This is a genomic window from Streptomyces sp. NPDC046931 (assembly GCF_040644655.1).
GTDB lineage: Bacteria > Actinomycetota > Actinomycetes > Streptomycetales > Streptomycetaceae > Streptomyces.
The window spans coordinates 242737-266735 of the sequence record NZ_JBEYWX010000010.1 but is presented as its reverse complement, the minus strand read 5'-3'; the positions used below and the strand labels follow the sequence as shown (position 1 = coordinate 266735).

At 71.9% G+C, this 23999-nt stretch carries 20 protein-coding genes; 9 read left to right on the top strand and 11 right to left on the bottom strand.

The genetic code is table 11. The annotated features are described in order from the left end of the window. Positions 1 to 161: 161 nt before the first annotated feature. On the bottom strand, positions 162 to 1337 hold the full coding sequence (locus ABZ876_RS20260; RefSeq protein WP_361782674.1) for a winged helix DNA-binding domain-containing protein: 1176 nt from the start codon (positions 1335 to 1337) through the stop codon (positions 162 to 164). A gap of 464 nt (positions 1338 to 1801) precedes the next feature. Between ABZ876_RS20260 and ABZ876_RS20255 the strand changes: the two genes are divergently transcribed. After that, positions 1802 to 2962, top strand: a complete 1161-nt coding sequence (locus ABZ876_RS20255) for a magnesium and cobalt transport protein CorA (RefSeq protein WP_361782671.1) — start codon at positions 1802 to 1804, stop codon at positions 2960 to 2962. 52 nt (positions 2963 to 3014) lie between these two features. Here the strand turns inward: ABZ876_RS20255 and ABZ876_RS20250 are convergent, their stop codons facing one another. Continuing rightward, the gene (locus tag ABZ876_RS20250; RefSeq protein ID WP_361782668.1) at positions 3015 to 3464 is read right to left on the bottom strand and encodes a hypothetical protein; all 450 of its coding nucleotides are present in this window, start codon (positions 3462 to 3464) and stop codon (positions 3015 to 3017) included. A gap of 234 nt (positions 3465 to 3698) precedes the next feature. On the opposite strand from ABZ876_RS20250, the gene ABZ876_RS20245 reads away from it, so the two are divergent. The 4 genes from ABZ876_RS20245 to eccCb all read left to right on the top strand — a co-directional run bounded on the left by ABZ876_RS20245 (position 3699) and on the right by eccCb (position 9253). Then, positions 3699 to 4166, top strand: coding sequence for an SRPBCC family protein (locus ABZ876_RS20245; protein WP_361782665.1), 468 nt, complete (start codon positions 3699 to 3701; stop codon positions 4164 to 4166). Next, on the top strand, positions 4163 to 4396 hold the full coding sequence (locus ABZ876_RS20240) for a hypothetical protein (RefSeq protein ID WP_361782662.1): 234 nt from the start codon (positions 4163 to 4165) through the stop codon (positions 4394 to 4396). Before ABZ876_RS20245 ends, ABZ876_RS20240 begins: the two co-directional genes overlap by 4 nt. Before the next feature lie 101 nt (positions 4397 to 4497). Continuing rightward, a complete protein-coding gene (locus tag ABZ876_RS20235; RefSeq protein ID WP_361782659.1) occupies positions 4498 to 4965 on the top strand; it encodes a hypothetical protein in 468 nt (155 codons plus the stop codon). Continuing rightward, entirely contained in the window at positions 4928 to 9253 is a 4326-nt protein-coding gene (eccCb, locus tag ABZ876_RS20230) for a type VII secretion protein EccCb (RefSeq protein WP_361782656.1), read from the top strand. The genes ABZ876_RS20235 and eccCb overlap by 38 nt, the downstream gene beginning before the upstream one ends. Positions 9254 to 9256: 3 nt before the next feature. On the opposite strand, the gene ABZ876_RS20225 is transcribed toward eccCb, so the two are convergent. The 5 genes from ABZ876_RS20225 to ABZ876_RS20205 all read right to left on the bottom strand — a co-directional run bounded on the left by ABZ876_RS20225 (position 9257) and on the right by ABZ876_RS20205 (position 15933). Further along, the gene (locus ABZ876_RS20225; RefSeq protein WP_361782653.1) at positions 9257 to 10408 is read right to left on the bottom strand and encodes an XdhC/CoxI family protein; all 1152 of its coding nucleotides are present in this window, start codon (positions 10406 to 10408) and stop codon (positions 9257 to 9259) included. Positions 10409 to 10455: 47 nt separating this feature from the next. Continuing rightward, positions 10456 to 11913, bottom strand: coding sequence for an NCS2 family permease (locus ABZ876_RS20220; protein WP_361782650.1), 1458 nt, complete (start codon positions 11911 to 11913; stop codon positions 10456 to 10458). Positions 11914 to 12086: 173 nt separating this feature from the next. Continuing rightward, a complete protein-coding gene (gene pucD, locus ABZ876_RS20215; RefSeq protein WP_361782647.1) occupies positions 12087 to 14468 on the bottom strand; it encodes a xanthine dehydrogenase subunit D in 2382 nt (793 codons plus the stop codon). A gap of 2 nt (positions 14469 to 14470) precedes the next feature. Continuing rightward, complete coding sequence (locus tag ABZ876_RS20210) at positions 14471 to 15043, bottom strand: (2Fe-2S)-binding protein (protein ID WP_361782644.1); 573 nt, start codon at positions 15041 to 15043, stop codon at positions 14471 to 14473. Further along, complete coding sequence (locus tag ABZ876_RS20205) at positions 15043 to 15933, bottom strand: xanthine dehydrogenase family protein subunit M (RefSeq protein ID WP_361782641.1); 891 nt, start codon at positions 15931 to 15933, stop codon at positions 15043 to 15045. Before ABZ876_RS20205 ends, ABZ876_RS20210 begins: the two co-directional genes overlap by 1 nt. A gap of 367 nt (positions 15934 to 16300) precedes the next feature. Here ABZ876_RS20205 and ABZ876_RS20200 point away from each other — a divergent pair, with 367 nt between their 5' ends. Both ABZ876_RS20200 and ABZ876_RS20195 read left to right on the top strand, forming a co-directional pair. Continuing rightward, entirely contained in the window at positions 16301 to 17968 is a 1668-nt protein-coding gene (locus tag ABZ876_RS20200) for a PucR family transcriptional regulator ligand-binding domain-containing protein (RefSeq protein ID WP_361782638.1), read from the top strand. A gap of 152 nt (positions 17969 to 18120) precedes the next feature. Next, positions 18121 to 18906 (top strand): hypothetical protein, encoded by a 786-nt coding sequence (locus ABZ876_RS20195; protein WP_361782635.1) that lies wholly within the window; start codon positions 18121 to 18123, stop codon positions 18904 to 18906. Positions 18907 to 18977: 71 nt separating this feature from the next. Here ABZ876_RS20195 and ABZ876_RS20190 read toward each other — a convergent pair whose 3' ends face one another. After that, entirely contained in the window at positions 18978 to 19211 is a 234-nt protein-coding gene (locus ABZ876_RS20190; RefSeq protein ID WP_361782632.1) for a hypothetical protein, read from the bottom strand. Positions 19212 to 19334: 123 nt separating this feature from the next. Further along, entirely contained in the window at positions 19335 to 20249 is a 915-nt protein-coding gene (locus ABZ876_RS20185; RefSeq protein ID WP_361782629.1) for a GntR family transcriptional regulator, read from the bottom strand. Positions 20250 to 20411: 162 nt separating this feature from the next. Here ABZ876_RS20185 and ABZ876_RS20180 point away from each other — a divergent pair, with 162 nt between their 5' ends. Beyond that, positions 20412 to 21254 (top strand): (2Fe-2S)-binding protein, encoded by an 843-nt coding sequence (locus ABZ876_RS20180; RefSeq protein WP_361782626.1) that lies wholly within the window; start codon positions 20412 to 20414, stop codon positions 21252 to 21254. 328 nt (positions 21255 to 21582) lie between these two features. Further along, positions 21583 to 22626 (top strand): DUF2637 domain-containing protein, encoded by a 1044-nt coding sequence (locus tag ABZ876_RS20175; protein ID WP_361782618.1) that lies wholly within the window; start codon positions 21583 to 21585, stop codon positions 22624 to 22626. Positions 22627 to 22682: 56 nt separating this feature from the next. Here ABZ876_RS20175 and ABZ876_RS20170 read toward each other — a convergent pair whose 3' ends face one another. Both ABZ876_RS20170 and ABZ876_RS20165 read right to left on the bottom strand, forming a co-directional pair. After that, complete coding sequence (locus ABZ876_RS20170) at positions 22683 to 23162, bottom strand: ATP-binding protein (RefSeq protein ID WP_361782615.1); 480 nt, start codon at positions 23160 to 23162, stop codon at positions 22683 to 22685. A gap of 511 nt (positions 23163 to 23673) precedes the next feature. Then, the gene (locus ABZ876_RS20165) at positions 23674 to 23868 is read right to left on the bottom strand and encodes a hypothetical protein (RefSeq protein WP_361782613.1); all 195 of its coding nucleotides are present in this window, start codon (positions 23866 to 23868) and stop codon (positions 23674 to 23676) included. Positions 23869 to 23999 lie beyond the last annotated feature (131 nt).

Here is a 23999-nt window from a genome sequence, read left to right as displayed (position 1 = left end):
TTGTTTTTCTTTTTCCCCCTTTTGTTTGTGGCGGGGGGGGGGGGCGCCCCCCGCGGGGGGCCCCCCCCCCCCCCCCCCCCCCCCCCCGGGGGGGGGGGGCCCCCCCGGGCCCCCCCCCACGCTTCTCGTGCTCCCCGCACGCGGCTGCAGGCGGCCGGCCGTCACCGTCGTACGACGGTCCCGAACCGGATGTCATGGGCGGCCTCCGGATACATGACCGCGAGCATCCGCTCGCCCTCGGCGGTCACCTCCTGCCGTTGCGCCTTGCCGAGTGTGCCGAAGGGCTCGATCACCAGCGCGCCCTCCTCCAGCGTCCACACACCCGCCAGGAAACCGTCGACGAGCAGCGTGCGGTACGCCTGGTTACCCTGCCGGCTGCGGCCCTTGAGGCCGGCGGGCACGACCCGGGTGCGGTCCGCGTGGGAGAGCAGCAGATTGTCGTACTCGGGCAGGAATCGTGGCGGGGCGGGGGTGTCCGGGTCGGGCCGGGGGGCGTCGGGGAGGTCGAAGAGTTCGACGCCTTTGTGGTCGCGGAAGGCGAGGAGGCGGGGGCGGAGACGTTCGAAGGCGTCCTTCAGCCGGGTCAGGCCGGCCCAGGTCTGCATGTCCTTGACGGACGCCGGGCCGAAGGCGGCGAGGTAACGCAGCACGGTCTCCTCCGGCGCCGGGGCCGGCCCGGCGGCGCGGCCGAGCCAGCGCTCGGCGGTGGTGAGCGCGACCTGGCCGCTCCTGCCCCACAGGCCGCGCGGGGTGACCTGGACCAGTGGAAGCCGGCAGCGGGCGGCGACGGCGAGCGCCCCCGGGTCGGCGTGCGGCCACTCGGCGAGCAGTGCCTCGCGCAGCTGCTTCATGGTGCGGGGCTCGGCCTCGACGAGGTCGCGGGCGAGCGCGGTGAGGCGGTCCAGGTCGACGCCGGCCAGACCCGTGCGGAAGACGCCGAGCTCGCGGTCGCGGGCGGGCTGGACCAGGGGACGCAGGGACAGGCAGTCCTCGGCGGTGTGGGTGTGAAGGGTGGAGCGCAGGGTGACGATGCGAACCACCTCGCGGTCGGCCATGAGCACCGAGAGGTGCTCGGGGGCGAAGCCCTCCAGTCGGGCGGCGAGCGCGAAGTAAGGGGGCTGGACGTTCTGCGCCTGGAGCCCGAGAAGGTGGGTCGCGGCGGCCTTCGCGGACAGCGGCGACCGGCGGAGCAGGAGCTGACGGGCGAGGGTGGCCCGGTTGAGGGCGCGGGGGTGGAGGACGGGGGCCGCGGCCTCCCCAGGGGACGCGTTGCGGGGCGCGGGGGCCGTGGCCCCCCTTCCGGCTGCCGTCCGTGGCGCGCGGCTCGTCTTCGTCATGGCATGCACGCTAGCCCCGCTTGCGGTCGGTTTCCGTCCGCAAGGGTGGCCCCGCCTCACGGCGTGGGTGAGATCGCCGTCAGCCGAAGCCGAGCGAACTAGGCCGGGGCGACCGTCTCGCCTGCGAATTGCTGCGAGCGGCTCGCGAGGCTGATTCGCTCCTCGACGTCCCCCGGAGACAGGCCGAGCCTGCGCGGACGATGAACGAACTGTGGGGGCTGGGGAGAGGGGTACGGCCCGCTCAGGCAGGTGACAGGCTGGGTGAAGCGGTCGACGGGCGACGTGGTCGACGACCGCACGAACCCGGCGTGGGAGTCGGCTTCCTGGGCCAGGCGTTTCCCGGCCGGCGCGTTGTGGATCAGTCGACACGGCCCCTGACCTGGCTTCTTGCAGAAAAAGGTAGTATCGCCCTATATCCTTCTCCGGGATCGACAGACGTACGTTCGATACGGGAGGCAGCCGCGATGGCCGAGCGCCGCGCCCGCCCCGCCGCCGGCAACGGCCGCAAGCCGGTATGGCGCCGCGCCCTGGTACAGGCGACGGCGCCGCCCCCGAACCCACCGGCGCCCCGGCCCGACCCGGCACCCCCGGAGCCCCCGGAGGCGGGCAGCATCGTGCAGGCGGCGCTGTACCGGGACGGCGTCCGCATCTCCTCCCCCGCGTCGCTCGCCGACACCTTCCGCGAACTGCGCGAGGACCCGGACGGCATGGCGTGGATCGGGCTGGCCCGCCCCACCGAGTCGGAACTGCTCTCCCTGGCGGCCGAGTTCGATCTGCACCCGCTCGCGGTGGAGGACGCCCTGGAGGCGCATCAGCGGCCGAAGCTGGAGCGGTACGGCGACACCCTGTTCGTCGTGCTGCGCGCCGCCCGCTATCTGGACGCGCCGGAGGAGGTCGACTTCGGTGAGCTGCATGTGTTCGTGGGCCCGGACTTCGTGATCACGGTCCGCCATGGTGCGGCCCCGGACCTGTCGGCCGTCCGTCACCGCATGGAGGAGTCGCCCGAGCTGCTGAAGCTGGGCCCGGAGGCGGTGCTGTACGCGATCCTGGACGCGGTCGTGGACGGATACGCCCCTGTGGTCAACGGCGTGCAGAACGACATCGACGAGATCGAGACCGAGGTCTTCCGCGGCGACCCGGAGGTCTCCCGCCGCATCTACGAACTGTCCCGCGAGATGGTGGAGTTCCAGCGCGCCACCCGCCCCCTGGTCGGCATGCTGAACGGCCTGATGGCGGGCTTCGCGAAGTACGGGACGGACGAGGAACTCCAGCGTTATCTGCGTGACGTGGCGGACCACGTCACGCACACCAGCGAACGCGTCGACAGCTTCCGCCAGGCCCTTGCGGACATCCTGACCGTCAACGCGACACTCGTCACCCAGGAACAGAACGCCGAGATGCGGGCGTTGGCGGAGGCGGGCTTCGAACAGAACGAGGAGATCAAGAAGATCTCGTCGTGGGCGGCCATTCTGTTCGCTCCCACACTGGTCGGGACGATCTACGGCATGAACTTCTCGCACATGCCGGAGTTGCACTGGGTGTTCGGATACCCCTTCGCGATCGTGCTGATGGCGGTGGTCTGCACCAGCCTGTACGTCATCTTCAAGCGGCGGGACTGGCTCTGAGCGGTCGGGCGACGGACTGCCCCCGCCGGGCCGCCCAGGCCATCCCGTCCGCTCAGCGAAGCGGCTTGCGTGGGAGGTCGAGGACGGCCCGCACCGCCGATGCGGCGACGACGGCGAGCCCCGCGAACATCAGCCACCGGCCCCAGAGGGAGGCGAAGAGTTCCTGCGGATCGCCGTCCGGCATGACCCGGCCCCAGACGCAGGTCACCCGGGGCGGGAACACATCCACCGTCACACGGTCGAGGGCGTAGTCGCGCATCGTGTCCATGTACACGCCGTCGCCGGTCTTCGAGGCGCACAGGTCCAGGGGGCGAAGGAACGCGATCCCGTACACCGTCGCCGCGCCGTAACCGGCCAGGGCGATGACGGAGCCGGCCACCGCCCACCGCTTCGCCGGCGACGGCTGCCGGGTCCGCGCCCAGTACCGGTACAAGACGACGGCGAGCGGCGTGAGTACGACGGTGAGGGCCGGCGGGCCGAACAGCGCGAGCAGATCCATCACCGGTCACACGTCCTGCGCCGCGGTCAGGGGAGCTGCCGCGTTCGGGAGAACGGTCGTAGGCATCCGATCACCTCATCAGGGCCACCGGAGCCGGGCTGTGGCGGAGGCCACTCGTCCTGTCACAGGCGCGTCACAGGCAGGCCCGGGGCCCCTCGGCCGCCCTGCCGGGTCGCCGACAGCCACTCGATCACTCGATCACCGCAAACCAGGGCATCAACCGCGTACCATCCCCCCGTGGTCCTCTTCCGCCTCGAACGCGTCGTCCCGTTGCCCGTCGAACAGGCCTGGGCGCGGCTCACGGACTGGCCCCGCCACGGCGACGTGGTGCCGCTGACCCGGGTCACGGTGCTGACGCCCGCGCCGACGGATGTCGGAACGGTGTTCGTGGCCCGTACCGGGGTGGGACCGCTCACCTTCGACGACCCGATGGAAGTGGTCGACTGGCGGCCTCCGACGTGGTGCCGCCTGGCCAAGCGGGGTGGTCTCGTCACCGGGTGGGCGGAGGTCGAGGTGCACCCGCACGGGGACCGGTACGCGCGCGTGGTGTGGCGGGAGGAGCTGGCCGTACGCCGTCTGCCGGGACTCTTCGACTCACCGCTCGGGTGGCTGGCCCGGCGGGTGTTCGGGCGGGCGGTGGACGGGCTGCTGCGGCCGGATCCGGACCCTGGTGCTATTGGCCGCCCCTACCGTCCACCCCCATGACCGATACCCAGTCCACCCCCATGACCGATGCCGCACACCTCGAGACCACCAGGGCGTCGTTCGACGCCGTCGCCGCGGACTACGAACGGCTGCTCAGGAACGAGTCGGACGACAGTCCCAAGCCCTCGTCCGGCACTCCACGGTGCACACTCCGCCGCACGAACTTCCGCTGCGCTTCCGTCAGTTCCACCGCATCCTCGCGCCGGGCGGCCATCTCCTCACGACGTTGAAGGCGGGCTGCGAACGTGTGCGCCTGGACCACGCCTACGGCCACGAGCCGATACGATCACAGGGCGCGCCGACGCTACGGACACCTGGGGAAGGGGACACCGTGCACGAGGAGAGCCCGCGGCTGGAACTGCGGATCGACTCCGGGCCGCAGGCCACGGCAGAGCAGACGGATCGTCAGGTACGTCGGCTCCACAGCGATCTGAAGACCCTCGGCGTCCTCCGTGTCGCACGCGGGACGGTGCCGCCGCCTGCGGGCTCGATGGCAGGCCCGGGACACGACCTTGCGGTGCTCGTCCTCAGCGGCGCGTTCTCCGCCGCCACGGTCAAGGCCGTGAGCAACGTCGTCGTGGCCTTCCTCCAGCGGTCGAAAGCACGTTCGGTCGAGTGGGAGATCGACGGAGCCAAGGGGTCGTTCGGCGCCCTGTCCGCCGGGGACCACCATGCGCTGGTCGAGGCGGTCACCGCCCGTATCGGCGCCGGGTCCGCCACCGTCGCGGACCGGGAGACCAGTGGCGAACCGGGGGTTGGCGATGGCGGGACGCCGGATCGCGCTGCTGGTCGCGACTGACGGCTACCAGGACCCGGGCCTCAACCAGCTCAGGGCCCCGGCCCGGGGCGCCACCGAGCTGGGGGCGCTGCTGCGGGACTCCGCGATCGGGCGCTTCGACCTCGTGCGGGAGCTGCTGAACCGGCCCAAGCACGAGATCGAGGCGGCCGTCGAGGACGTCCTCAGCGACCGGTCGCCCGACGATTTGGTGCTGCTCTACTTCGCCTGCCACGGCATCCGCAACGACGCCGACCGGCTGTTCTTCGCGACCCTCGGCACACAGCTGAGGCGCCCGCACGCCACCGCCATCCCGGCCTCCTTCATCCACCACCTCCTCGACGAGTGCGAGGCCCGTACCAAGATCGTGCTGCTGGACTGCTGTTACAGCGGCCTCTTCCACCGTGGGGCGCCGCTGTCCCCCGCTCCCGTGGACGTGGAGGCCGCGCTCGCCGGGCGGGGCACCTTCGTCATCACCGCGTCGACAGCGCTGGAATACGCCTACGACGGCGACCTGTTGACCCTGGACAACAGTCTGTCGGCGCCCCGGTTCACCGCCGCCGTGATCGAGGGGCTGAGCACGGGCCTGGCGGACCTGAACCGGGACGGGGTGATCACTCCGGAGGAGCTGTACACCTACGCCCACGACACGGTGATCAACCAGGCGGGGCCGGAACAGACCCCCACCAAGTCCGGGCAGTGGGAGGGAAACGTCCCCCTGGCCTACGCGCCGTGGATCGACCCGGCCGCGGGACCCGCCGCCAGGGCCACGGTGGCCGAGGAACTCGCGCTCGGCTCGCTGCTTCCGACCCCCGTGGACACCATGGACCGCGGCTTCATCTGTGACGCCTGGGAGGGCGCCTCGCGGCTCGTCGCGCCCATCGGGCGGCTGGAGAACGGCACCGTCGACGACCTCATGTGCGTCGACTTCTCCAGCAGGGACGGCAACGCCGCGGTCGTCGGCAAGCTGGGCAGCGGCAAGACCACCCTGCTGCGTTCACTGATCATGTCGCTGGCCCTGACCCACACGCCGCGCGAGGCCGAGTTCTACCTGCTGGAGGGGGCGGTGAACCGGCTCGGAGTACTACGCTCGCTGCCGCATGTGCGGACGATCGCGGCGCCGCACGAGCACGACGCGGTCGAGGGCACCCTCACCGCGGTCAGGGCCGTCCTGTCCACCCGGCGCACGCTGTTCCGCAACCTCGACATCGACTCCATCGAGGCGTTCCGCGCGCTGCGCACCACCGACCGCGTCGAGGCGGGGGCCGCCGGCGATGTCTTCCTCGTCGTCGACGGCTGGCTCGACTTCTGCTGGGAGTACCCGGACTTCGCCGACACGGTGCACCGGCTGGCCAACACGGGCCTGAACTACGGTGTCCACCTGCTGGTCACTGCGCGCCGCTGGAGCGACTTCTCGGCGGACCTGCTGGGCCTTCTGGGGACGCGGCTGGAACTCGCCCTCGACGCACCCGAGGAGTCCCATGTCGACGCGGCTCTGGCGTCCGGGATCGCGGTGGGGTGGGCGCTGTGCCGGCGCAGACGCTTCCGGGTGGCGGTTCCGCGGTTCGACGACGGCACCGGGCCCGTGTCGGCACGGGAGTCGCTGACGGAGACGGCGGAACTTGTGCGGCAGGGGTGGAGCAACCGGCGCCCGGGTCTGTCGCGGCTCCTCGCCCAGTCCCGCACCGGCGCGTCGGGCGAGTCCTTCCTCCGGCTGTTCGGCATCGGCAACAACCCGGCCGCGCTGGATCTCCCGTCACTGCGCGACCGCGGGTCCCCCCGGGAGCGACTGACGGTGCCCTTCGCGGTGGGCGACGCGGGCCAGACCGTGCTGCTCGACCTCAAGGAGGCGGCACAGGAGGGTATGGGGCCGCACGGCCTGTGCGTCGGGGCGTCCGGCTCCGGCAAGTCGGAACTGCTGCGCACGATCGTGCTCGGCCTCGCCCTGCGGCACTCCGCGGAGGAACTGTCCTTCGTCCTGGCCGACTTCAAGGGCAGCGGCACGTTCGCGGGTCTGACGGGCCTGCCCCATATGGCGGGCGCCATCACCGGCCTGGAGGGCGATCTGCTGCTTGTGGCGCGGATGCGCGACGTCCTCAGCGGTGAACTGAGCAGGCGCCAGGAGTGGCTGCGGGCCCACGGCGTGTCCGGCGCCTACGAGTACGACCGGCAGCGCGCCACCACCCGGCCCGACCTGCCGCCGCTCCCGGCGCTGCTCGTGGTGATCGACGAGTTCGTCGAACTCCTCGACGCCGTACCGGATTTCGTGGAGCTGCTCGTGTCCGTCGCCCGTCTGGGCCGATCGCTGGGCGTCCACCTGCTGCTGGCCTCACAGCGGCTTGAGGAAGGCAGGCTGCGCGGGCTGGACACGTATCTGTCGTACCGCATCGCGCTGCGCACCTCGTCCGCCACCGACTCCCGGGCGGCGCTGGGCAACCCCGACGCCCACCACCTGCCACCGGAGCCGGGCACCGGGTTCCTGAGGGACGGCGGGACGGGCCTGCCGGTCCGTTTCAAGGCCGCGTACGTGTCGGGCCCCGTCGTGGGCGCGGGCGTGGACGACGTCGACGGCTCGGCGTCGCTGTTGGAGGCAGTCGTCGCCCAGCTGTCGGCCACCGGGCCCGCCGCCCGCCGGATCTGGCTCCCGCCCCTGACCGAATCGCCCACGTTGGGCACTCTGTTCGGCCGCGCACCGGAGGTCGTCCCGGACCGCGGCCTGCAGATCCCACGGCCGGCCCAGCCCCTCAGCGCCCCGTTCGCCCTGGTCGACCGGCCGTTCGAGCAGCGACAGGACGTGCTGGCCCTGAACTTCCGGAACACCGGTCATGCCCTCGTCTTCGGCGGGCGCCAGTCCGGCAAGTCGACCGCCCTGGCCACCCTCGTCCTCTCGTTCGCCCTCACCCACACCCCCGCCGAAGTGCAGTTCTACTGCCTGGACTTCGGCGGCGGCCGACTGGAGGCGCTGGCCGGGCTGCCTCATGTGGGCGGCGTGTCCTCCCGGCTGAACCCGGAGCGTGTCAGGCGCACCGTCGCCGACGTGCTGCGCGTCCTCGACGAGCGCGAACGGTTCTTCCGCGAACACCGGATCGAGTCGGTCGCCGAATACCGGGAACGCCGTGCGGCCGGTGAGTGGCCGGATCAGCCCTGGGGTGATGTGTTCCTGGTGATCGACGGCTGGGGGACCCTGCGGAACGACTTCGAGACCCTCGAGCCGTCCGTCATGGCCATCGCCCTGCGGGGCACGGATGTCGGGGTGCATCTGCTGGTCAGCGCCGCCCGGGGTTACGCCGAGGTCCGCCCCGCGCTGCGCGACTGCCTGGGCGACGGGTTCGAGCTGCGGCTCGGCGACCCGGTGGAGTCCGACATCGACCACCGGCAGGCCGCGCTCGTGCCACTGGGGATGCCGGGGCGCGGGCTGTCCCGGGACGGGCTGCACCTGCTGACCGCGCTGCCGAAACTCGACGACGACATCGAGGGCGAGTCACTGGAGAGCGCGACGACCCGGCTGGTGCAGAAGGTGCGCGAGCACTGGTCGGGGCCGCCCGCCCCGCCGGTACGCACGCTGCCCGAACTGGTGACCGTCGACGAACTGCCGGAGCCCGGCAAGCTCCCCGGCCATGCGGTCGCCGTCGGGATCGACGACACCGACCTCCTGCCCGCCCTGATCGACTTCGAGAAGGAGCCGCTGTTCGTCGCCTTCGGCGAGACCGAGTCCGGCAAGACCTCGCTGCTGCGCATGCTGGCGCATCAGATCTGCCGTCGCTACACGCCGGTCCAGGCAAGGCTGATCCTGGTCGACTACCGGCGGGGCCTGCTCGGGGCGGTTCCCGAGGACCACCTGATGACCTACTGCGCCACCGGGCGGCAGGTCGCCGACATGGCGGAACAGCTCAGCGAGGCGCTCGCGGCCCGGGCACCGGGGCCGGATGTGACACCTGAGCAGCTGCGCGACCGCAGCTGGTACACGGGTCCCGACGCCTATCTGCTCATCGACGACTACGACCTGATCGCCGGCCGGAGCGGCAATCCGCTCCTGCCGCTGATGGAGTACCTTCCCCTCGCCCGAGACCTGGGGCTGCGCGTGCTGCTGGCGCGCAGTGCACAGGGAGCCGCCCGGGCGTCGTACGAGCCGTTTCTGCAGCAGATGAACGACCTCGGGCCGCAGGGGGTCGTGCTGTCGGGCGATCCCTCCGAGGGGCCGCTGCTGGGGCGTGTCAAGCCGAGCCGCCGGCCGCCGGGGCGCGGAACCCTGGTGCGGCGCGGCGCCGCGCGCGGGGTGCAACTGGCCTGCCTTCCCCCGCTGCGCACCTGACGCTCAGGCCACCGAGCCGATCCGCCGCGCCGTCGCCCGGGGCACCTCGTGATGGATCGGGGTGTGGGCGCCGGTGAGGGAGGCGCCGCTGCCGCCGCGGCGGGCCGCGACGATCTCCGAGGCGATGGACAGGGCCGTCTCCTCGGGCGTACGGGCGCCGAGGTCGAGGCCGATGGGTGACCTCAGACGGGCCAGTTCGAGCTCGGTGACGCCGACCGCGCGCAGGCGTTCGTTGCGGTCCAGATGGGTGCGGCGGGAACCCATCGCGCCGATGTACGCGACCGGCAGGCGCAGCGCCAGCTTCAGCAGGGGTACGTCGAACTTGGCGTCGTGGGTCAGGACGCACAGGACGGTGCGCGCGTCGATCCGGGTGCGCTCCAGGTACTGGTGCGGCCACTCCACGACGATCTCGTCGGCCTCCGGGAAGCGGGCGCGGGTGGTGAAGACCGGGCGCGCGTCGCAGACCGTGACGTGGTAGCCGAGGAACTTGCCGACGCGAACCAGCGCGGAGGCGAAGTCGATCGCGCCGAACACGATCATGCGGGGCGGCGGGACGGACGACTCGACCAGGACCGTGAGCGGTGCTCCGCAGTGTGAGCCCTGCTCTCCGATCTCGAGGGTGCCGGTGCGGCCCACGTCGAGGAAGGCACCCGCCTCGGCCGCCACCGTCCGGTCCAGCTCCGGATGGGCGCCGAAGCCGCCCTCGTACCCGCCGTCGGGACGTACCAGCAGCGCGCGGCCGAGCAGCTGTGCCGGACCCGTCACGATCCGTGCGAGCGCAGCGGCGGAGCCTGAGGCCGCTTCGGCCAGCACGGACGCCACCACCGGCCGGACGGGGTCGGCCGCCCGGACCGGGGTGACGAGGACGTCGATGACGCCGCCGCAGGTGAGACCCACGGCGAAGGCGTCCTCGTCGCTGTAGCCGAACCGCTCCGAGACGGTTGCGCCGTCCTGGAGAGCCTGCCGGCACAGCTCGTAGACCGCCCCTTCCACACAGCCACCGGAGACCGAACCGATCGCCGTGCCCTCGGCGTCCACCGCGAGGGCGGCGCCGGGCTGGCGGGGGGCGCTGCCGCCGACCGCCACCACCGTGGCGACGGCGAAGTCGCGTCCCTGCTCGGCCCACCGGTGCAGCTCGTCGGCGATGTCCAGCATCTGTCGGTCTCCTTGGCACTGTGTGGGAAGGACGGGACCGGGGGTCTCTAGCGGACGCCCAGCCAGTGCTCGATCGGATGGAGGGCGAAGTAGACCAGGAAGATCCCGGTCAGGCCCCACATGAAGGCGCCGATCTCGCGGGCCTTGCCCTGGGCTGTCCTGATGGCGGTATACGCGATCACACCTGCGGCGACACCGGTGGTGATGGTGTACGTGAACGGCATGAGGACCACGGTCACGAAGACCGGGATCGCGGTGGCGCGGTCGCTCCAGTCCACATGACGGGCGTTCATCAGCATCATCGCACCGATGACCACCAGTGCGGCCGAGGCCACCTCCTGCGGGACGATCGCCGTCAGCGGGGTGAAGAAGAGGCAGGCCGTGAAGAACAGCCCGGTGACGACCGAGGCGAGGCCCGTGCGGGCGCCCTCGCCGACGCCGGTGGCGGACTCGATGAACACGGTCTGGCCGGAGCCGCCCGCCACACCGCCGATCGCACCGCCCGCGCCGTCGATGAACAGGGCCTTGGAAAGGCCCGGCATCCGGCCCTTGTCGTCGGCGAGACCGGCCTCGGTGCCCACGCCGATGATGGTGGCCATCGCGTCGAAGAAGCCGGCGAGGACGAGGGTGAAGACGATCACGCCGACGGTCATCGCGCCGACCTTGTCCCAGCCGCCGAAGGCGACGTGCCCGAAGAGCGAGAAGTCGGGCATCGAGACCGCGCTGCCGTGCAGCTCGGGGGGCCCGCCCGCCCAGGCTCCGGCCTTGACGACCCCGGCGGCGTCGAGGAGCGCGGCCACGACCGTGCCGCTGACGATGCCGATGAGGATGGCGCCGGGCACGTTGCGGGCCTGGAGCATGAAGATCAGCAGCAGGGTGCCGGCGAAGAGGAGGACGGGCCAGCCGGTGAGCTGTCCCGCCGGGCCCAGGCTGAGCGGGGTGGCCCTGCCCTGGTGGACGAATCCGGCCTTGTACAGGCCGATGAGGGCGATGAACAGGCCGATGCCCATGGTGATGCCGTGCTTGAGCGCCAGCGGGATCGCATTCATGATCATCTCGCGGAGGCCGGTGACGACCAGCAGCATGATGACCACGCCGTACAGCACGCACATGCCCATGGCCTGCGGCCAGGTCATCTGCGGGGCGACCTGGGAGGACAGGACGCCGGAGACGGAGAGGCCGGCGGCGAGGGCGAGCGGCACCTTGCCGACGAAACCCATCAGCAGCGTGGTCAGGGCCGCCGCGAACGCGGTCGCGGTGATCAGGGCCTGCCGACCGAGGGTGTCCCCCGCCGCGTCCCGGCCGGAGAGGATGAGGGGGTTGAGCAGCAGGATGTACGCCATCGCCATGAAGGTGGTGACGCCGCCGCGCACCTCGCGCGCGACGCTGGATCCACGCCGGGATATGTGGAAGTACCGGTCGAGCCAGGATCTGCCGGCCGGGACGCGGGCTCCCGCGCCCGCGTCCTCGGCGGTGGTCCTGGGCTGCACTGACTGCTGGGTCATGGTGCCATCTCCCAAGGTTCACAGGGGCACCCGCCCGTGCCTGGGGGCGAGGGGCGGGATTTGGGATCTGCACGACCCGGGGGACGGCCCGAGACGCTGGGTGGTACTGGACTTCAGCCCGGCGCCGGGAAGGCCGTTGGTGGAGCTGTCGCCCGGCCGCGGGGTCCCGCGGATTACGCCATGCCCGTCAGGTGTTCGGGCCGCACCGGTGTCCTGTTCAGCTCCAGGCCCGTCGCGTTGCGGATCGCCGCGAGGACCGCCGGAGTGGACGACAGGGTCGGTGCCTCGCCGATGCCGCGCAGCCCGTACGGGGCATGGTCGTCGGCGAGTTCGAGCACGTCGACGGGGATGGTCGGCGTGTCGAGGATGGTGGGGATCAGATAGTCCGTGAAGGAGGGGTTCCTCACCTTCGCGGTCCTGGGGTCGACGACGATCTCCTCCATGACCGCGATGCCGAGGCCCTGGGTGGTGCCGCCCTGGATCTGGCCGGCGACGGACAGCGGGTTGAGGGCCTTGCCGACGTCCTGGGCGCAGGCCAGTTCTACGACCTTCACCAGGCCCAGCTCGGTGTCCACCTCCACCACGGCACGGTGCGCGGCGAAGGAGTACTGGACGTGTCCGTCGCCCTGGCCGGTGCGCAGGTCGAAGGGCTCGGTCGGCCGGTGCCGCCACTCCTGCTCGATCTCGACGGCCTCGTCGCCGAGGACGTCCACCAGGTCGGCGAGCACCTCGCCGCCGTCGGTGACGACCTTGCCGCCCTCCAGGAGCAGTTCGGCCGTGGCCCAGGCGGGGTGGTACGAGCCGAACCTGCGGCGCCCGATCTCCAGGACCCGCTCGCGGACCAGCTCGCAGGCGTGTCTGACGGCGCCTCCGGTGACGTAGGTCTGCCGGGAGGCGGACGTCGAACCCGCCGATCCGACCTGTGTGTCCGCCGGGTGGATCGTCACCCGGCTGACGCCCAGCTCGGTACGGGCGATCTGCGCGTGCACGGTGATGCCGCCCTGGCCGACCTCCGCCATGGCCGTGTGCACGGTGGCGACGGGCTCCCCGGCCACGACCTCCATGCGCACCTTGGCGGTGGAGTAGTCGTCGAAGCCCTCGGAGAAGCCGACGTTCTTGATGCCGACCGCGTAGCCGACGCCGCGGACGACACCCTCGCCGTGCGTGGTGTTGGACAGTCCGCCCGGCAGCTGCCGTATGTCCGCGCCCTCGGAGCTCTCCCACTGGCGCTCCGGCGGCATGGGCCTCGCCTTGACGCGGCGCAGCAGCTCCGCGACCGGCGCCGGGGAGTCGACGACCTGCCCGGTCGGCATGACGGCGCCCTGGGACATCGCGTTCAGCCGGCGGAACTCCACCGGGTCCATGCCGAGTTTCCCGGCCACCTTGTCCATCTGGGCCTCGTAGGCGAAGCACGCCTGGACCGCGCCGAAGCCGCGCATGGCACCGCAGGGCGGGTTGTTGGTGTAGAGGGCGATGGCTTCTATGTCGACGTCGTCCACGACGTACGGGCCCACGCCGAGCGAGGACGCGTTGCCGACCACGGCCGGGGAGGAGGAGGCGTACGCGCCGCCGTCGAGGACGATCCGGCACCTGACGTGGGTCAGCTTGCCGTCCTTCGTGGCCCCGTGCTCGTAGTACAGCTTCGCGGGGTGGCGGTGGACGTGCCCGAAGAAGGACTCGAACCGGTTGTAGACGATCTTGACCGGTTTGCCGGTGCGCAGGGCGAGCAGGCAGGCGTGGATCTGCATCGACAGGTCCTCACGGCCTCCGAAGGCGCCGCCGACGCCCGACAGGGTCATCCGGACCTTGTCCTCGGGCAGGCCCAGTACGGGCGCGATCTGGCGGAGGTCCGCGTGCAGCCACTGGGTGGCTACATAGAGGTCGACGCCGCCGTCCTCCGCGGGCACGGCGAGACCGGACTCGGGGCCGAGGAACGCCTGGTCCTGCATGCCGAAGTGGTACTCGCCCTCGACGATCACATCGGCCCGCCGGCGTGCCTCCTCGACGTCACCGCGGACGATCGGCTGGCGGTGGACGATGTTCGGGTGCGGGACGTGGCCGGCGTGGTGATCTGTGCGGTTGTGGTGGATCAGGATCGCGTCCGGGGCGGTCGCGGAGGCCTCGTCGGTGATGACCGGCAGCTCGCGGTACTCGACCTTGATCCTGGCGGCCGCGCGGCGGGCGGTCTCCGGGTGGTCGGCCGCGACGATCGCGACGGGCTCGCCGTGATGGCGCACCCTGCCGTGGGCGAGGACCGGCGTGTCCTGGATCTCCAGGCCGTACGTCCTCACCCCGGTCGGCAGGTCGTCGTACGTCATGACCGCGTACACGCCGGGCGTGGCGAGGGCCTCGCTCGTGTCGATGGACACGATCTCCGCGTGTGCGACCGTGGAGCGCAGGATCTGCCCCCAGAGCATGTCCTCGTGCCACATGTCGGACGAGTACGCGAACTCGCCGGTGACCTTGAGGGTGCCGTCCGGGCGGAGCGTGGACTCTCCGATGCCGCCCTTGGTCCCCGAGCCCTGCGTGATCTTCGTGGGAGCGCCGTTGGGCATTCTCAGACCCCCTCGGACTGCCGGGCGGCCGCCAGACGGACCGCGTCCATGATCTTCTCGTAGCCGGTGCAGCGGCACAGGTTGCCGGAGAGCGCCTCGCGGATGTCCTCGTCGGTGGGGCTGGGGTTGCGCTCCAGCATCTCGTCGGCGGCGACCAGCAGACCGGGGGTGCAGAAGCCGCACTGGACCGCGCCCGCGTCGATGAACGCCTGCTGGACCGGGGACAGTTCGACGCCCTCGCCGGTCTGCGAGACGGTGCCCTTGGCCGCCCAGCGCCTGGCCTCGTCGAGGGCGGTGCCGCAGGAGCCGGTGCCGCAGGAGCGCTCCTTGGCGTACTCTGCGAGGCCCTCGACCGTCACGACCTCGCGGCCCTCGACCTGCCCCGCGGCCACCAGACAGGAACACACCGGCACGCCGTCCAGCCGGACCGTGCAGGACCCGCACTCACCCTGCTCGCAGGCGTTCTTCGAACCCGGCAGGCCGAGCCGCTCGCGCAGGACATACAGCAGGCTCTCGCCCTCCCACACGTCGTCGGCTTCCTGCGGACGTCCGTTCACCGTGAAGTTGACACGCATCACGCAGCTCCCTTCGAGGTGCGGGCGGAGCCGCGGTACGACTCCCAGGTCCAGGTCAGGGTGCGGCGGGCCATGACACCGACCGCGTGGCGGCGGTAGTTCGCGGTGCCCCGGACGTCGTCGATCGGGTTGCACGCGGCCGCGCACAGTTCCGCGAACTGCCGGGCGAGCGACGGGGTGATGATCCTGCCGTTGTCCCAGAAGCCGCCCTCCTCGAGCGCGGCGTTCAGGAATTCCTCGGCGGTCCGGGCCCGGACGGGAGTCGGGGCGGCGGAGCCGATGCCGGTGCGGACCGTGCGGGTCTCGGGGTGCAGGGCGAGACCGAAGGCGCACACCGCGATCACCATCGCGTTGCGGGTGCCGACCTTCGCGTACTGCTGCGGCCCGTCGGCCTTCTTCACACGGACGGCCCTGATCAGCTCGTCCGGGGCGAGCGCGTTGCGCTTCACGCCGGTGTAGAAGTCGTCGATCGGGATCAGCCGGGTGCCGCGTACCGACGCGACCTCGACCTCGGCGCCGGCCGCGAGAAGGGCGGGATGGGCGTCGCCGGCCGGGGAGGCGGTGCCGAGGTTGCCGCCGACGCCGCCGCGGTTGCGGATCTGCGGTGAGGCGACGGTGTGGGAGGCGAGAGCCAGGCCCGGCAGGTCGGTCCGCAGCTGCTCCATGATCTTCGAGTACGGGACCGAAGCGCCGAGCCGCACGCTGCCGCCTTCGGCCTCCCACTCGTGGAGTTCGCCGATGCGGTTCAGGTCCATCAGGTACTCGGGCCGGCGGTGGTCGAAGTTGATCTCGACCATCACATCGGTGCCACCCGCAATGGGCACGGCGGTGGGGTGCTCCGCCTTGGCGGCGAGCGCCTCCTCCCATGTTGCGGGGCGAAGGAAGTCCATGAACGGCTCTCTTCTTCGTCTCGTGGGGCGTGGGGATCGAGCCGGATCGGGTGCGGCGGGCCCGGCTCGTTCATGTCCTGTTCACGCGGGGTGGGCTCAGTACACCGTTCGGCTCGTCGCCGCGGTCAGTCACCGAAACCATGAAGGAGTTGGCTGGCCAGGGCGACCATCTTGTAGATTCATATGAACAGAGGCCGTCTGTAACCTCTCCATTTTCCTCTGGAAACACGGCACCGGCCCGGGGGGAATCGCGAGCGCGGCCTCCGTAAGCCCAGGACAACGCCCTGGGCACTGCCCGAGGACCCGCCCGCCGGGTTCTCACCCTGACCGAACGTGGATTTCCGGACAAGAACGGCGGCGACGAGACATGCGGCTGCGCGCACTGCTCAACACCGACGCGCTGGGGCTGCGGCTGCTCGGCGGCGAGGACGAGCTGGACCGCACCGTGCGCGGTGTGATGACGACGGACCTCAAGGACCCGAGCCGCTATCTCTCCGGCGGTGAACTGGTCCTCACGGGCCTGGCGTGGCGGCACGACGCCGCGGACTCCGAACCCTTCGTCCGCATTCTCGCGGGCGCGGGCGTCGCCGCGCTCGCCGCGGGCGAGGCGGAGCTGGGCGACATCCCGGACGATCTGATCGTGGCCTGCGCCCGGCACAGGCTGCCGCTGTTCGCCGTGCACGAGTCCGTGGCGTTCGCCACGATCACCGAGCATGTGGTGCGCCAGGTCTCCGGCGAGCGGGCCGGGGACCTGGCGGCCGTGGTGGACCGGCACCGGCGGATGATGACCTCGGGTCCGGCGGGCGGCGGCCCGGACGTCGTCCTGGACCTGCTGGGCTCCGACCTGGACCTGCGGGCCTGGGTGCTCTCCCCCACCGGCCGGCCGATCGCGGGCCCGCATCCGGGGCTCACCACGGACGTGTGCGCCACACTGGCCGCCGAGCATCTGGCGGCGGCGCGTACCGGCCGCCGGGTACCGCACCGGGTGACGGTCGATACGGCGACGTACTCGCTCTTCCCGGTCCGCGGCAGCCAAGGCCGCTCGGGGAGCGCCGCACAGGACGTGCGCGAGACGGTGCTGTCCGACTGGATGCTCGCCGTCGAGGCGGACGCCGGGGACTGGCCCGCGGAGCGGCTCGATCTGCTCCAGGGCGTCACCCAGCTGATAGCGGTGGAGCGGGACCGCCGGGACGCGGCCCGCGGCGTGCGGCGGCGGCTCGCCCAGGAGGTGCTGGAGCTGGTGCAGACCGGGGCCGCGCCCGCCGAGATCGCGGCCCGGCTGCGGGTCGCCGCGCCCGTGCTGCTGCCCGGAGTGGGCGCGGCCCCGCTGTGGCAGGTGGTCGTGGCGCGGGTCGAGTGGGACGGCGGGGAGATCGAGGGCGGCCCGGTCGCCCAGTCGCTGCTCGAGGAGATCTTGGTGCCCCCGGTGTCGGCCGGCCCCGAGCACTCCGACCGGATCGCGGTGGCCCATACCGACGACGAGGCGATCGCGCTCGTCCCGCTGCCCGCGGTGTCCACGGAGCACGGCGGGACCGAGCCGGGCATCCTCGCCGACAACCTGCTGGAGGCCGTGCGGGAGCCGCTGTCCTCGGGGCTCGACGACGACGGGCGGCTCACACTGGGCGTCAGCGCCGCTGTGCACTCGGCCGAGGGGCTGCGCGGCGCCCTGGAGGAGGCACGGCACGCCCGCCGGGTGGCCGCCGCCCGCACCGGCCGGGTCTGCGCGGCCGGCCACCACGAACTGGCCTCGCACGTGCTGCTGCTGCCGTTCGTTCCGGACGATGTGCGGCGTGCCTTCACGGCCCGCCTCCTGGACCCGCTGCGCGACTACGACCGCCGGCACCGCGCCGAGCTGATCCCGACCCTGGAGGCGTTCCTGGAGTGCGACGGCTCCTGGACCCGCTGTGCGACCCGGCTGCACCTGCACGTCAACACGCTGCGATACCGGGTGGGGCGTATCGAGCAGTTGACGAGCCGTGACCTTTCGCGCCTGGAGGACAAGCTCGACTTCTTCCTCGCGTTGCGCATGAGCTGAGGTCACGGCGCTGGGGCACCGGTGGCACCGATCGCCCCCCGCGTCCCACGACTTTGTGAAATCCTTCACCCAGCCCCTTGGCCCGGTACCGCGATTGGTGCTGGAATGCGGCCACCACTCAACAGCTCAATGGCGTGCTCGGGGAGGGCAACGTGGCGCATACCGCCACCGGTACCGGAACGACCGCAAGCGACGATCCCCTCCAGACCGCGGTGTGGCGGCTGCGCTCACGGGCCTGCTGGGCCGACGCGGCAGCCCTTCTGCCACCGGAGACGGCCGAGGCGTCGCTCCAGCGGGCCTCGCTGCTCGTCGAGCGGTGCCTGTACACGGAGCGGGGCTGGGAGGAGGCCGAGGACGCGCTGCGTACGGCCGAGGCACAGGCCCACAGCGACGAGGAGCGGGGCGCCGCCGCCTGTGAGCGCGGGCAACTGGCGTACGCGGCCACGCTGCACGGCGTACGGGACCGGGCGGACGAGGCGCGGGCCGCCCTCGGCCGGGCCGCGGCGCTGATCCCGCCCGGCGCCCCGGGCCGGGCACTGCTGGACTTCCGGCGCGGGCTCCTCGCCGAGAACCTCGCCCGCTCCCCGCAGGCGGCGCGTGCCGCCTACCGGCGCGCCCACGCGGGCGCCTCCGCGCACGGGGACGCGTTGCTGCTCTCCTTCACCTGGCGGCACCTGGCCGGTCTCGCCCTGCGCGACGGCGAGGTGGCGGAGGCACGGCACGGCTTCGCGGAATCGCTGCGGATCCGCGAGGAGCTGGGCTACCTCGTCGGTACGGCCCCGGCGCTGGCGTCCCTCGCGGACGCGGAGGTGGAGCCGGACGCCTCCCGGCTGCGGGCCGAGGCGGGCCGGCTGTTCCGCCTCCTCGGCGGCGTACCGACCTGGCTGGCACGGCAGTTGGCATCGGTGACACCGGCGGCGGGACCGGCCGCTTCGTAGGAACCGGGCGGCCGGGCGGGCTACGGCTTCTCCCCGGTCGCAGCACACCACGGCGGCTGACGGGCCGTCCGTCACAGCCCCCTCACGAACGTCCATACCGCGGTGCGCAATTCGGGATCGCGGCCGACGAGGACGGCGACGACGACAAGCGCGGCGAACGCCAGCGGTCCGCCGGCGCCGTCCACGGCGAACACCCACCGCTTGGGACCGGCCCCACCGGCCCCGCCCCGGAAGTCACCGGCGCTCCTGGCGCCGAGTCGCCTCCGCCACCGCCGCCGGGCCTGCCGCCCCGTTTCGGACATCATCGTCGCTCACCCCCGTGGGACGGCGGTCGTCCCTCGCCGGGCAGCACGCAACGGCCGCCGGAGCGGTTCCCTCCATGGCCTCCGCCCCCGGCACGGGCCGGTCGTGCCGGGCATACGGGCGCCTCAGGCCGCCCCGGCGAAGTGCTCCCGCACCAGTGACTGCACCACCGCGAGGTCCTGGGCTGCCAGTGCGTCGAGAAGGGCCGTGTGCTCGGCCGCGTCGGCGAGCAGCTCGGCGCGGCCAGGCGTGGCGGGGCCGCCGACGAGCGGCCACTGGGCGCGGCGGTGCAGGTCCTCCGCGATCCGCACCAGCTGCTCGTTGCCCGCCAGGGCGAGCACCGCGCGATGGAAGGCGCGGTCGGACTCGGCGTACGTGGCCCGGCACCCGGAGGACGCGGCCCGGACGGTCGCCTCGGCCAGCGGGCGCAGTCCGGCCCAGCGTTCGGCGGGCACGGTGCGGGCGAGCCGCAGCATCACGGGGACCTCGATCAGTGCCCGGATCTCGGCGAGCTCGGCCAGTTCGCGGGCCCCGCGGACGGCGACACGGAAGCCACGGTTGGGTACGACCTCGACGGCGCCCTCCAGTGCGAGCTGCTGCATGGCCTCGCGCACGGGGGTCGCGGACACTCCGAACCGCTCGGCGAGCACGGGTGCCGAGTACACCTCGCCGGGCGTCAGCTCCCCCTCGACCAGCGCGGTACGCAGGGCGTCCAGGATCTGGCCGCGGACGGAGGCCCGCTGAACGGCGGGACGCCGCCCCCCGTCCCCCGACGGCACCCCGCCGAAGGACCCCTGCCCCGCTCCGGGCAGCCCCCCGAGGGCGGACCGCTCAGCCAGAGGCCCTTCCTCCAGGCGCGGACGCGGGATGGGCGGCTCGCTGTGGGTGTGCTCGCCGCGCGTGGAGCCGACGGCGGCGCCCCGCTCGCGGACCTCGTCCCCCGCTCGGGGCCGCGGCGGCGCTCCGGCGGCCTCCGTCCGGGCGTCCGCTGCACACGTCTCGGCGGAGCCCTCCGCACGGCGCGAACGGGCCTGCTCCACGGGCTCCTCCTCCGGTCCTGGCGGTGCTGGGCAGGGGCGGGATCCCCATGGGGTTGTTACCGCTCGTAAAGCACCTTAGGCACCTTACGCTCCGGTTCCCCCGCTCTTCATCTTCGGTAAGGTAAGCCTTACCTACAGAGGCTCGTGAAACGGCGGTTCCGTATGCCCCTCCCCGTCCCACCCCCGTCCGCACTCACGGATGCGTACACCCGGCTCGGCGAGGCGTTCGGGGCGCCGGCCGTCAGGGAACTGGGTCCCGGAAAGGCGGCCCCCGAGGGCGGCGGCTGGTTTCCGGCCGCCCGCCTCGCGGAGGGCGGGGCCGCACTCGACGCGTTCCTGGCCTGGGACGAGGCGCAGGTGCTCCGCGACTACGGAGCAGGCGCCCGGCCGGATGTCGTGGCGGGCTTCGGGCTGCACCGGTACGCATGGCCGGCCTGTCTGCTCATCACCACCCCCTGGTTCCTGCTGCGCCGGGTGCCCCGCCTCCCCGTGGAGCAGGTGGCCTTCCATCGTGGCCTCGGCCGCATGGCGGTGCGGACCGGCGTGTTCGCATGCCTGCCGGACGATCCGGCGGCCACACTGCCCGGGGCCCGGGTCGTGGCGGACGAGGAGGCACTGCGGGCCGAGGTGCGGGCCGCCGTGGCCGAGCACCTGGAGCCGGTGCTCGCGGGCTTCGGACCACGCATGCGGCGCCGCGGGCGGGCCCTGTGGGGCATGGTGACGGACGAGGTCGTCGAGGGCCTGTGGTACGTCGCCCGTCTGCTCGGCGAGGAGCGGCGCGCGATACTCGAGCTGGAACTGCTGCTGCCGGGTGCCACGAAGCCGTACACAGGCTCGGCCGCTTTCCGTGAACTGGCCGGTCCGGACGGTGCGCCGCTGCCCACCCGGGACCGCGCGAGCTGCTGCCTCTTCTACACCGTGCGCCCCGAGGACACCTGCGTCACCTGCCCGCGCACCGGTGACGCCGAGCGCGTGGCCAAGCTGGTGGGAGCCGCCGCGAATTGACGGGACCTCAGCGGTCGGGCGCGCCCGGGGGTTCCGGCGACCCCGACCGCCCCGGTGTCATGAGATCCACTCGAACGAGACCCCGCCCGGATCAACGATGTTTGAACAACTTCCTCACCCGTCTCGGGAACTTTCCGTGGAACCATCCGTCCGGGTAGTCTTATTCGAACTCAACTCCCGCCCCTCAAGCGGCAGTTCGAGCAGAACGCCGCCCGGGGCTTCCACTTGCACTTCCTTGGCGGCCTCTTGCCCCGAAACCCCCTGAGGGCCCGAGGGATTGGGCCACTATGGCGGGCGATACGCCCTATCCCAATGCAAGGGACCCCAGATGAGACTGACCGACATATCGCTGAACTGGCTGCTTCCGGGCGCCGTACTGCTCCTGGGCGCGGTGGCGGCGGTAGCGGTGCTCGCGCGCGGAAAGCGCTCCTCCGGGGAGAACGCGAGCGCGGACGACTCGTGGGAGCGCGCCGAGGAGCGCCGCAGGCGCAAAGAGGCGATCTATGCCACGGCCTCCTACGTATTGCTCTTCTGCTGCGCCGCCGTCGCCGCGGCGCTCTCCTTCCACGGCCTGGTCGGCTTCGGCCAGCAGAACCTCGGCCTCACCGGCGGCTGGGAGTACCTGGTCCCGTTCGGCCTGGACGGCGCGGCCATGTTCTGCTCCGTGCTCGCGGTGCGCGAGGCCAGCCACGGCGACGCGGCGCTCGGCTCCCGGATCCTCGTGTGGGCCTTCGCGGCGGCCTCCGCCTGGTTCAACTGGGTGCACGCGCCCAGGGGCATCGACCACGCGGGCGCGCCGCAGTTCTTCGCGGGCATGTCGATGTCGGCCGCGGTGCTCTTCGACCGCGCGCTGAAGCAGACCCGCCGCGCCGCACTGCGCGAGCAGGGCCTGGTGCCGCGTCCGCTGCCGCAGATCCGCATCGTGCGCTGGCTGCGGGCTCCGCGCGAGACGTACAAGGCATGGTCGCTGATGCTGCTGGAGGGCGTGCGGAGCCTGGACGAGGCCGTCGAGGAGGTCCGCGAGGACCGGCGCGAGAAGGAGCAGAACCGGGCCCGCCGGCGCGATCAGCAGCGCATGGAGCGCGCTCAGCTCAAGGCGCTCAGCCGGGGGCACCGCGCGCTGACCGGCGGCAACGGCGGGCGCCAGGTCGACATGCCCACCGTGGAAAGGGCGTCCGCACCGGTCCCGTCGGAGCCTGCCCTACCCGCCGGGGAACTGCCCTCGTCCACCCGTCCCTCGCTCCAGCCCGTCCGGAACTCCTCCGCTGACCCGATCCGGGTCGATCTCACGGCGGAGGACGACACCATGGCGCTGCCGCGGCTGGACTCCCTGGAGCGCAAGCTCAAGGACCTTGAACAGCAGTTCGGCTGAGACCGGACGTCTTCACCGGAAGGGGGCGCGGCATGCTGCCGGGCCCCCTTCCGGTGTCAGGCGGCCTCCGCGTCGAGATCGAACCACACCGACTTGCCCACCCCGTGCGCCCGTACGCCCCACGCGTCCGCGAGGGACTGCACGAGGACCAGGCCCCTGCCGTGCGTACCGTCGTCGATGGTCGGCATCCGCAGATGCGGTCTGCGCCGCACGAAGTCCCGTACCTCCACGTGCAGTCCGCGGGGTGAGACGGTGGCCGTCAGGACCGCGTCGCGGTCGGTGTGGACAAGCGCGTTGGTGACCAGTTCGCTGGTGAGCAGTTCGGCTATCTCGGATCGTCCCGGCTTCCCCCAGTGCGTCAGCAGTTCCCTCAGTGCCCTGCGTACCTCGGGCACCGCCCGTAAGTCCGCCTGTCCCAGCCTGCGGCTGAGCTTAAGGCCCGCTGAGCGGTCCGTCGCACCGTAGGCCGTTTCCCCCGTCTTCGCCGAGAAGGCCCCGATGGTCGCGGGACCGCCTCCTCGTGCTCGCCTCTTCATGTCCCCCGTCCCGTACGTGGTTGTCGGTTCCCCTCCTGCCCGAACCCGTCAGGGGAATCCATGCCCCCATCCGGCAGACGCCAGTCCTGTCAAAACGTCAACAGCCGTCGTCCTCCATGAGACTCAGCGCTGGAGCTGGGCCAGGAACTCCTGCGGGTGATCACAGGACCGCCTTCGCTCTTCACGACGGGAATTACTTCATCGTCACACCGGACGACCGGAGTTCCCACCACACCGAAGGACTCGAAGTTCCCTACCGCTTCTCCCGCCCGGGTCATGTACTCATCACCCGTGACCTTCCGGTCGAATTCAGCGGACCTCAAACCGTCCACCTCACCCGCCGGCGACAGCAGTACCGACGGGTCGGCGAACCGGTCGTCGCCGGGCGGGAACGGCTGTTGAGCGAGCAAGGTCCTGAGGTAGTCGATGAATTGCCGCCGGCCGACGTCGGCGGCTGCGGCGAGCGCGCTCAGACCACGTCGAGAACCGGACCCGCCGACCGTGTCGTCGATCAGCGCCGCAAAATGGAACCGAACGACGAACTGCGCTCATCGGCGACCTGACGGATGGTGTCGAGAAGGTTTTCCGCCATACGGTGGCTCGCCCGGTCGCGCAACTCCAGGAATACCCGGAGTACGTGTGGAGTGTCCGGATCACCGTAATAGATTGTGGTGCCATCGGTACCGGTGGTGTTTTTCGGAGCCATGATCGCAGCCTGGCACAGACGGCCCGAATGAGCGCGGTGGACGAGTAGCAGGTGGCACACATCAGGAGTCAAGGACTGCGGCGACGGTTCGCGGGTGTGGTGCGGGTGCTCTCCCCGCGCGGTGCGCTGAC

Excerpts from the sequence above, each read along its gene's own strand:
- ABZ876_RS20260 (WP_361782674.1), bottom strand. The coding sequence starts at position 1,337 with ATGACGAAGACGAGCCGCGCGCCACGGACGGCAGCCGGAAGGGGGGCC.
- ABZ876_RS20255 (WP_361782671.1), top strand. The coding sequence starts at position 1,802 with ATGGCCGAGCGCCGCGCCCGCCCCGCCGCCGGCAACGGCCGCAAGCCG.
- ABZ876_RS20240 (WP_361782662.1), top strand. The coding sequence starts at position 4,163 with ATGACCGATACCCAGTCCACCCCCATGACCGATGCCGCACACCTCGAG.
- eccCb (WP_361782656.1), top strand. The coding sequence starts at position 4,928 with ATGGCGGGACGCCGGATCGCGCTGCTGGTCGCGACTGACGGCTACCAG.
- ABZ876_RS20225 (WP_361782653.1), bottom strand. The coding sequence starts at position 10,408 with ATGCTGGACATCGCCGACGAGCTGCACCGGTGGGCCGAGCAGGGACGC.
- ABZ876_RS20220 (WP_361782650.1), bottom strand. The coding sequence starts at position 11,913 with ATGACCCAGCAGTCAGTGCAGCCCAGGACCACCGCCGAGGACGCGGGC.
- pucD (WP_361782647.1), bottom strand. The coding sequence starts at position 14,468 with ATGCCCAACGGCGCTCCCACGAAGATCACGCAGGGCTCGGGGACCAAG.
- ABZ876_RS20210 (WP_361782644.1), bottom strand. The coding sequence starts at position 15,043 with ATGCGTGTCAACTTCACGGTGAACGGACGTCCGCAGGAAGCCGACGAC.
- ABZ876_RS20205 (WP_361782641.1), bottom strand. The coding sequence starts at position 15,933 with ATGGACTTCCTTCGCCCCGCAACATGGGAGGAGGCGCTCGCCGCCAAG.
- ABZ876_RS20200 (WP_361782638.1), top strand. The coding sequence starts at position 16,301 with ATGCGGCTGCGCGCACTGCTCAACACCGACGCGCTGGGGCTGCGGCTG.
- ABZ876_RS20190 (WP_361782632.1), bottom strand. The coding sequence starts at position 19,211 with ATGATGTCCGAAACGGGGCGGCAGGCCCGGCGGCGGTGGCGGAGGCGA.
- ABZ876_RS20180 (WP_361782626.1), top strand. The coding sequence starts at position 20,412 with ATGCCCCTCCCCGTCCCACCCCCGTCCGCACTCACGGATGCGTACACC.
- ABZ876_RS20175 (WP_361782618.1), top strand. The coding sequence starts at position 21,583 with ATGAGACTGACCGACATATCGCTGAACTGGCTGCTTCCGGGCGCCGTA.
- ABZ876_RS20170 (WP_361782615.1), bottom strand. The coding sequence starts at position 23,162 with ATGAAGAGGCGAGCACGAGGAGGCGGTCCCGCGACCATCGGGGCCTTC.
- ABZ876_RS20165 (WP_361782613.1), bottom strand. The coding sequence starts at position 23,868 with ATGGCTCCGAAAAACACCACCGGTACCGATGGCACCACAATCTATTAC.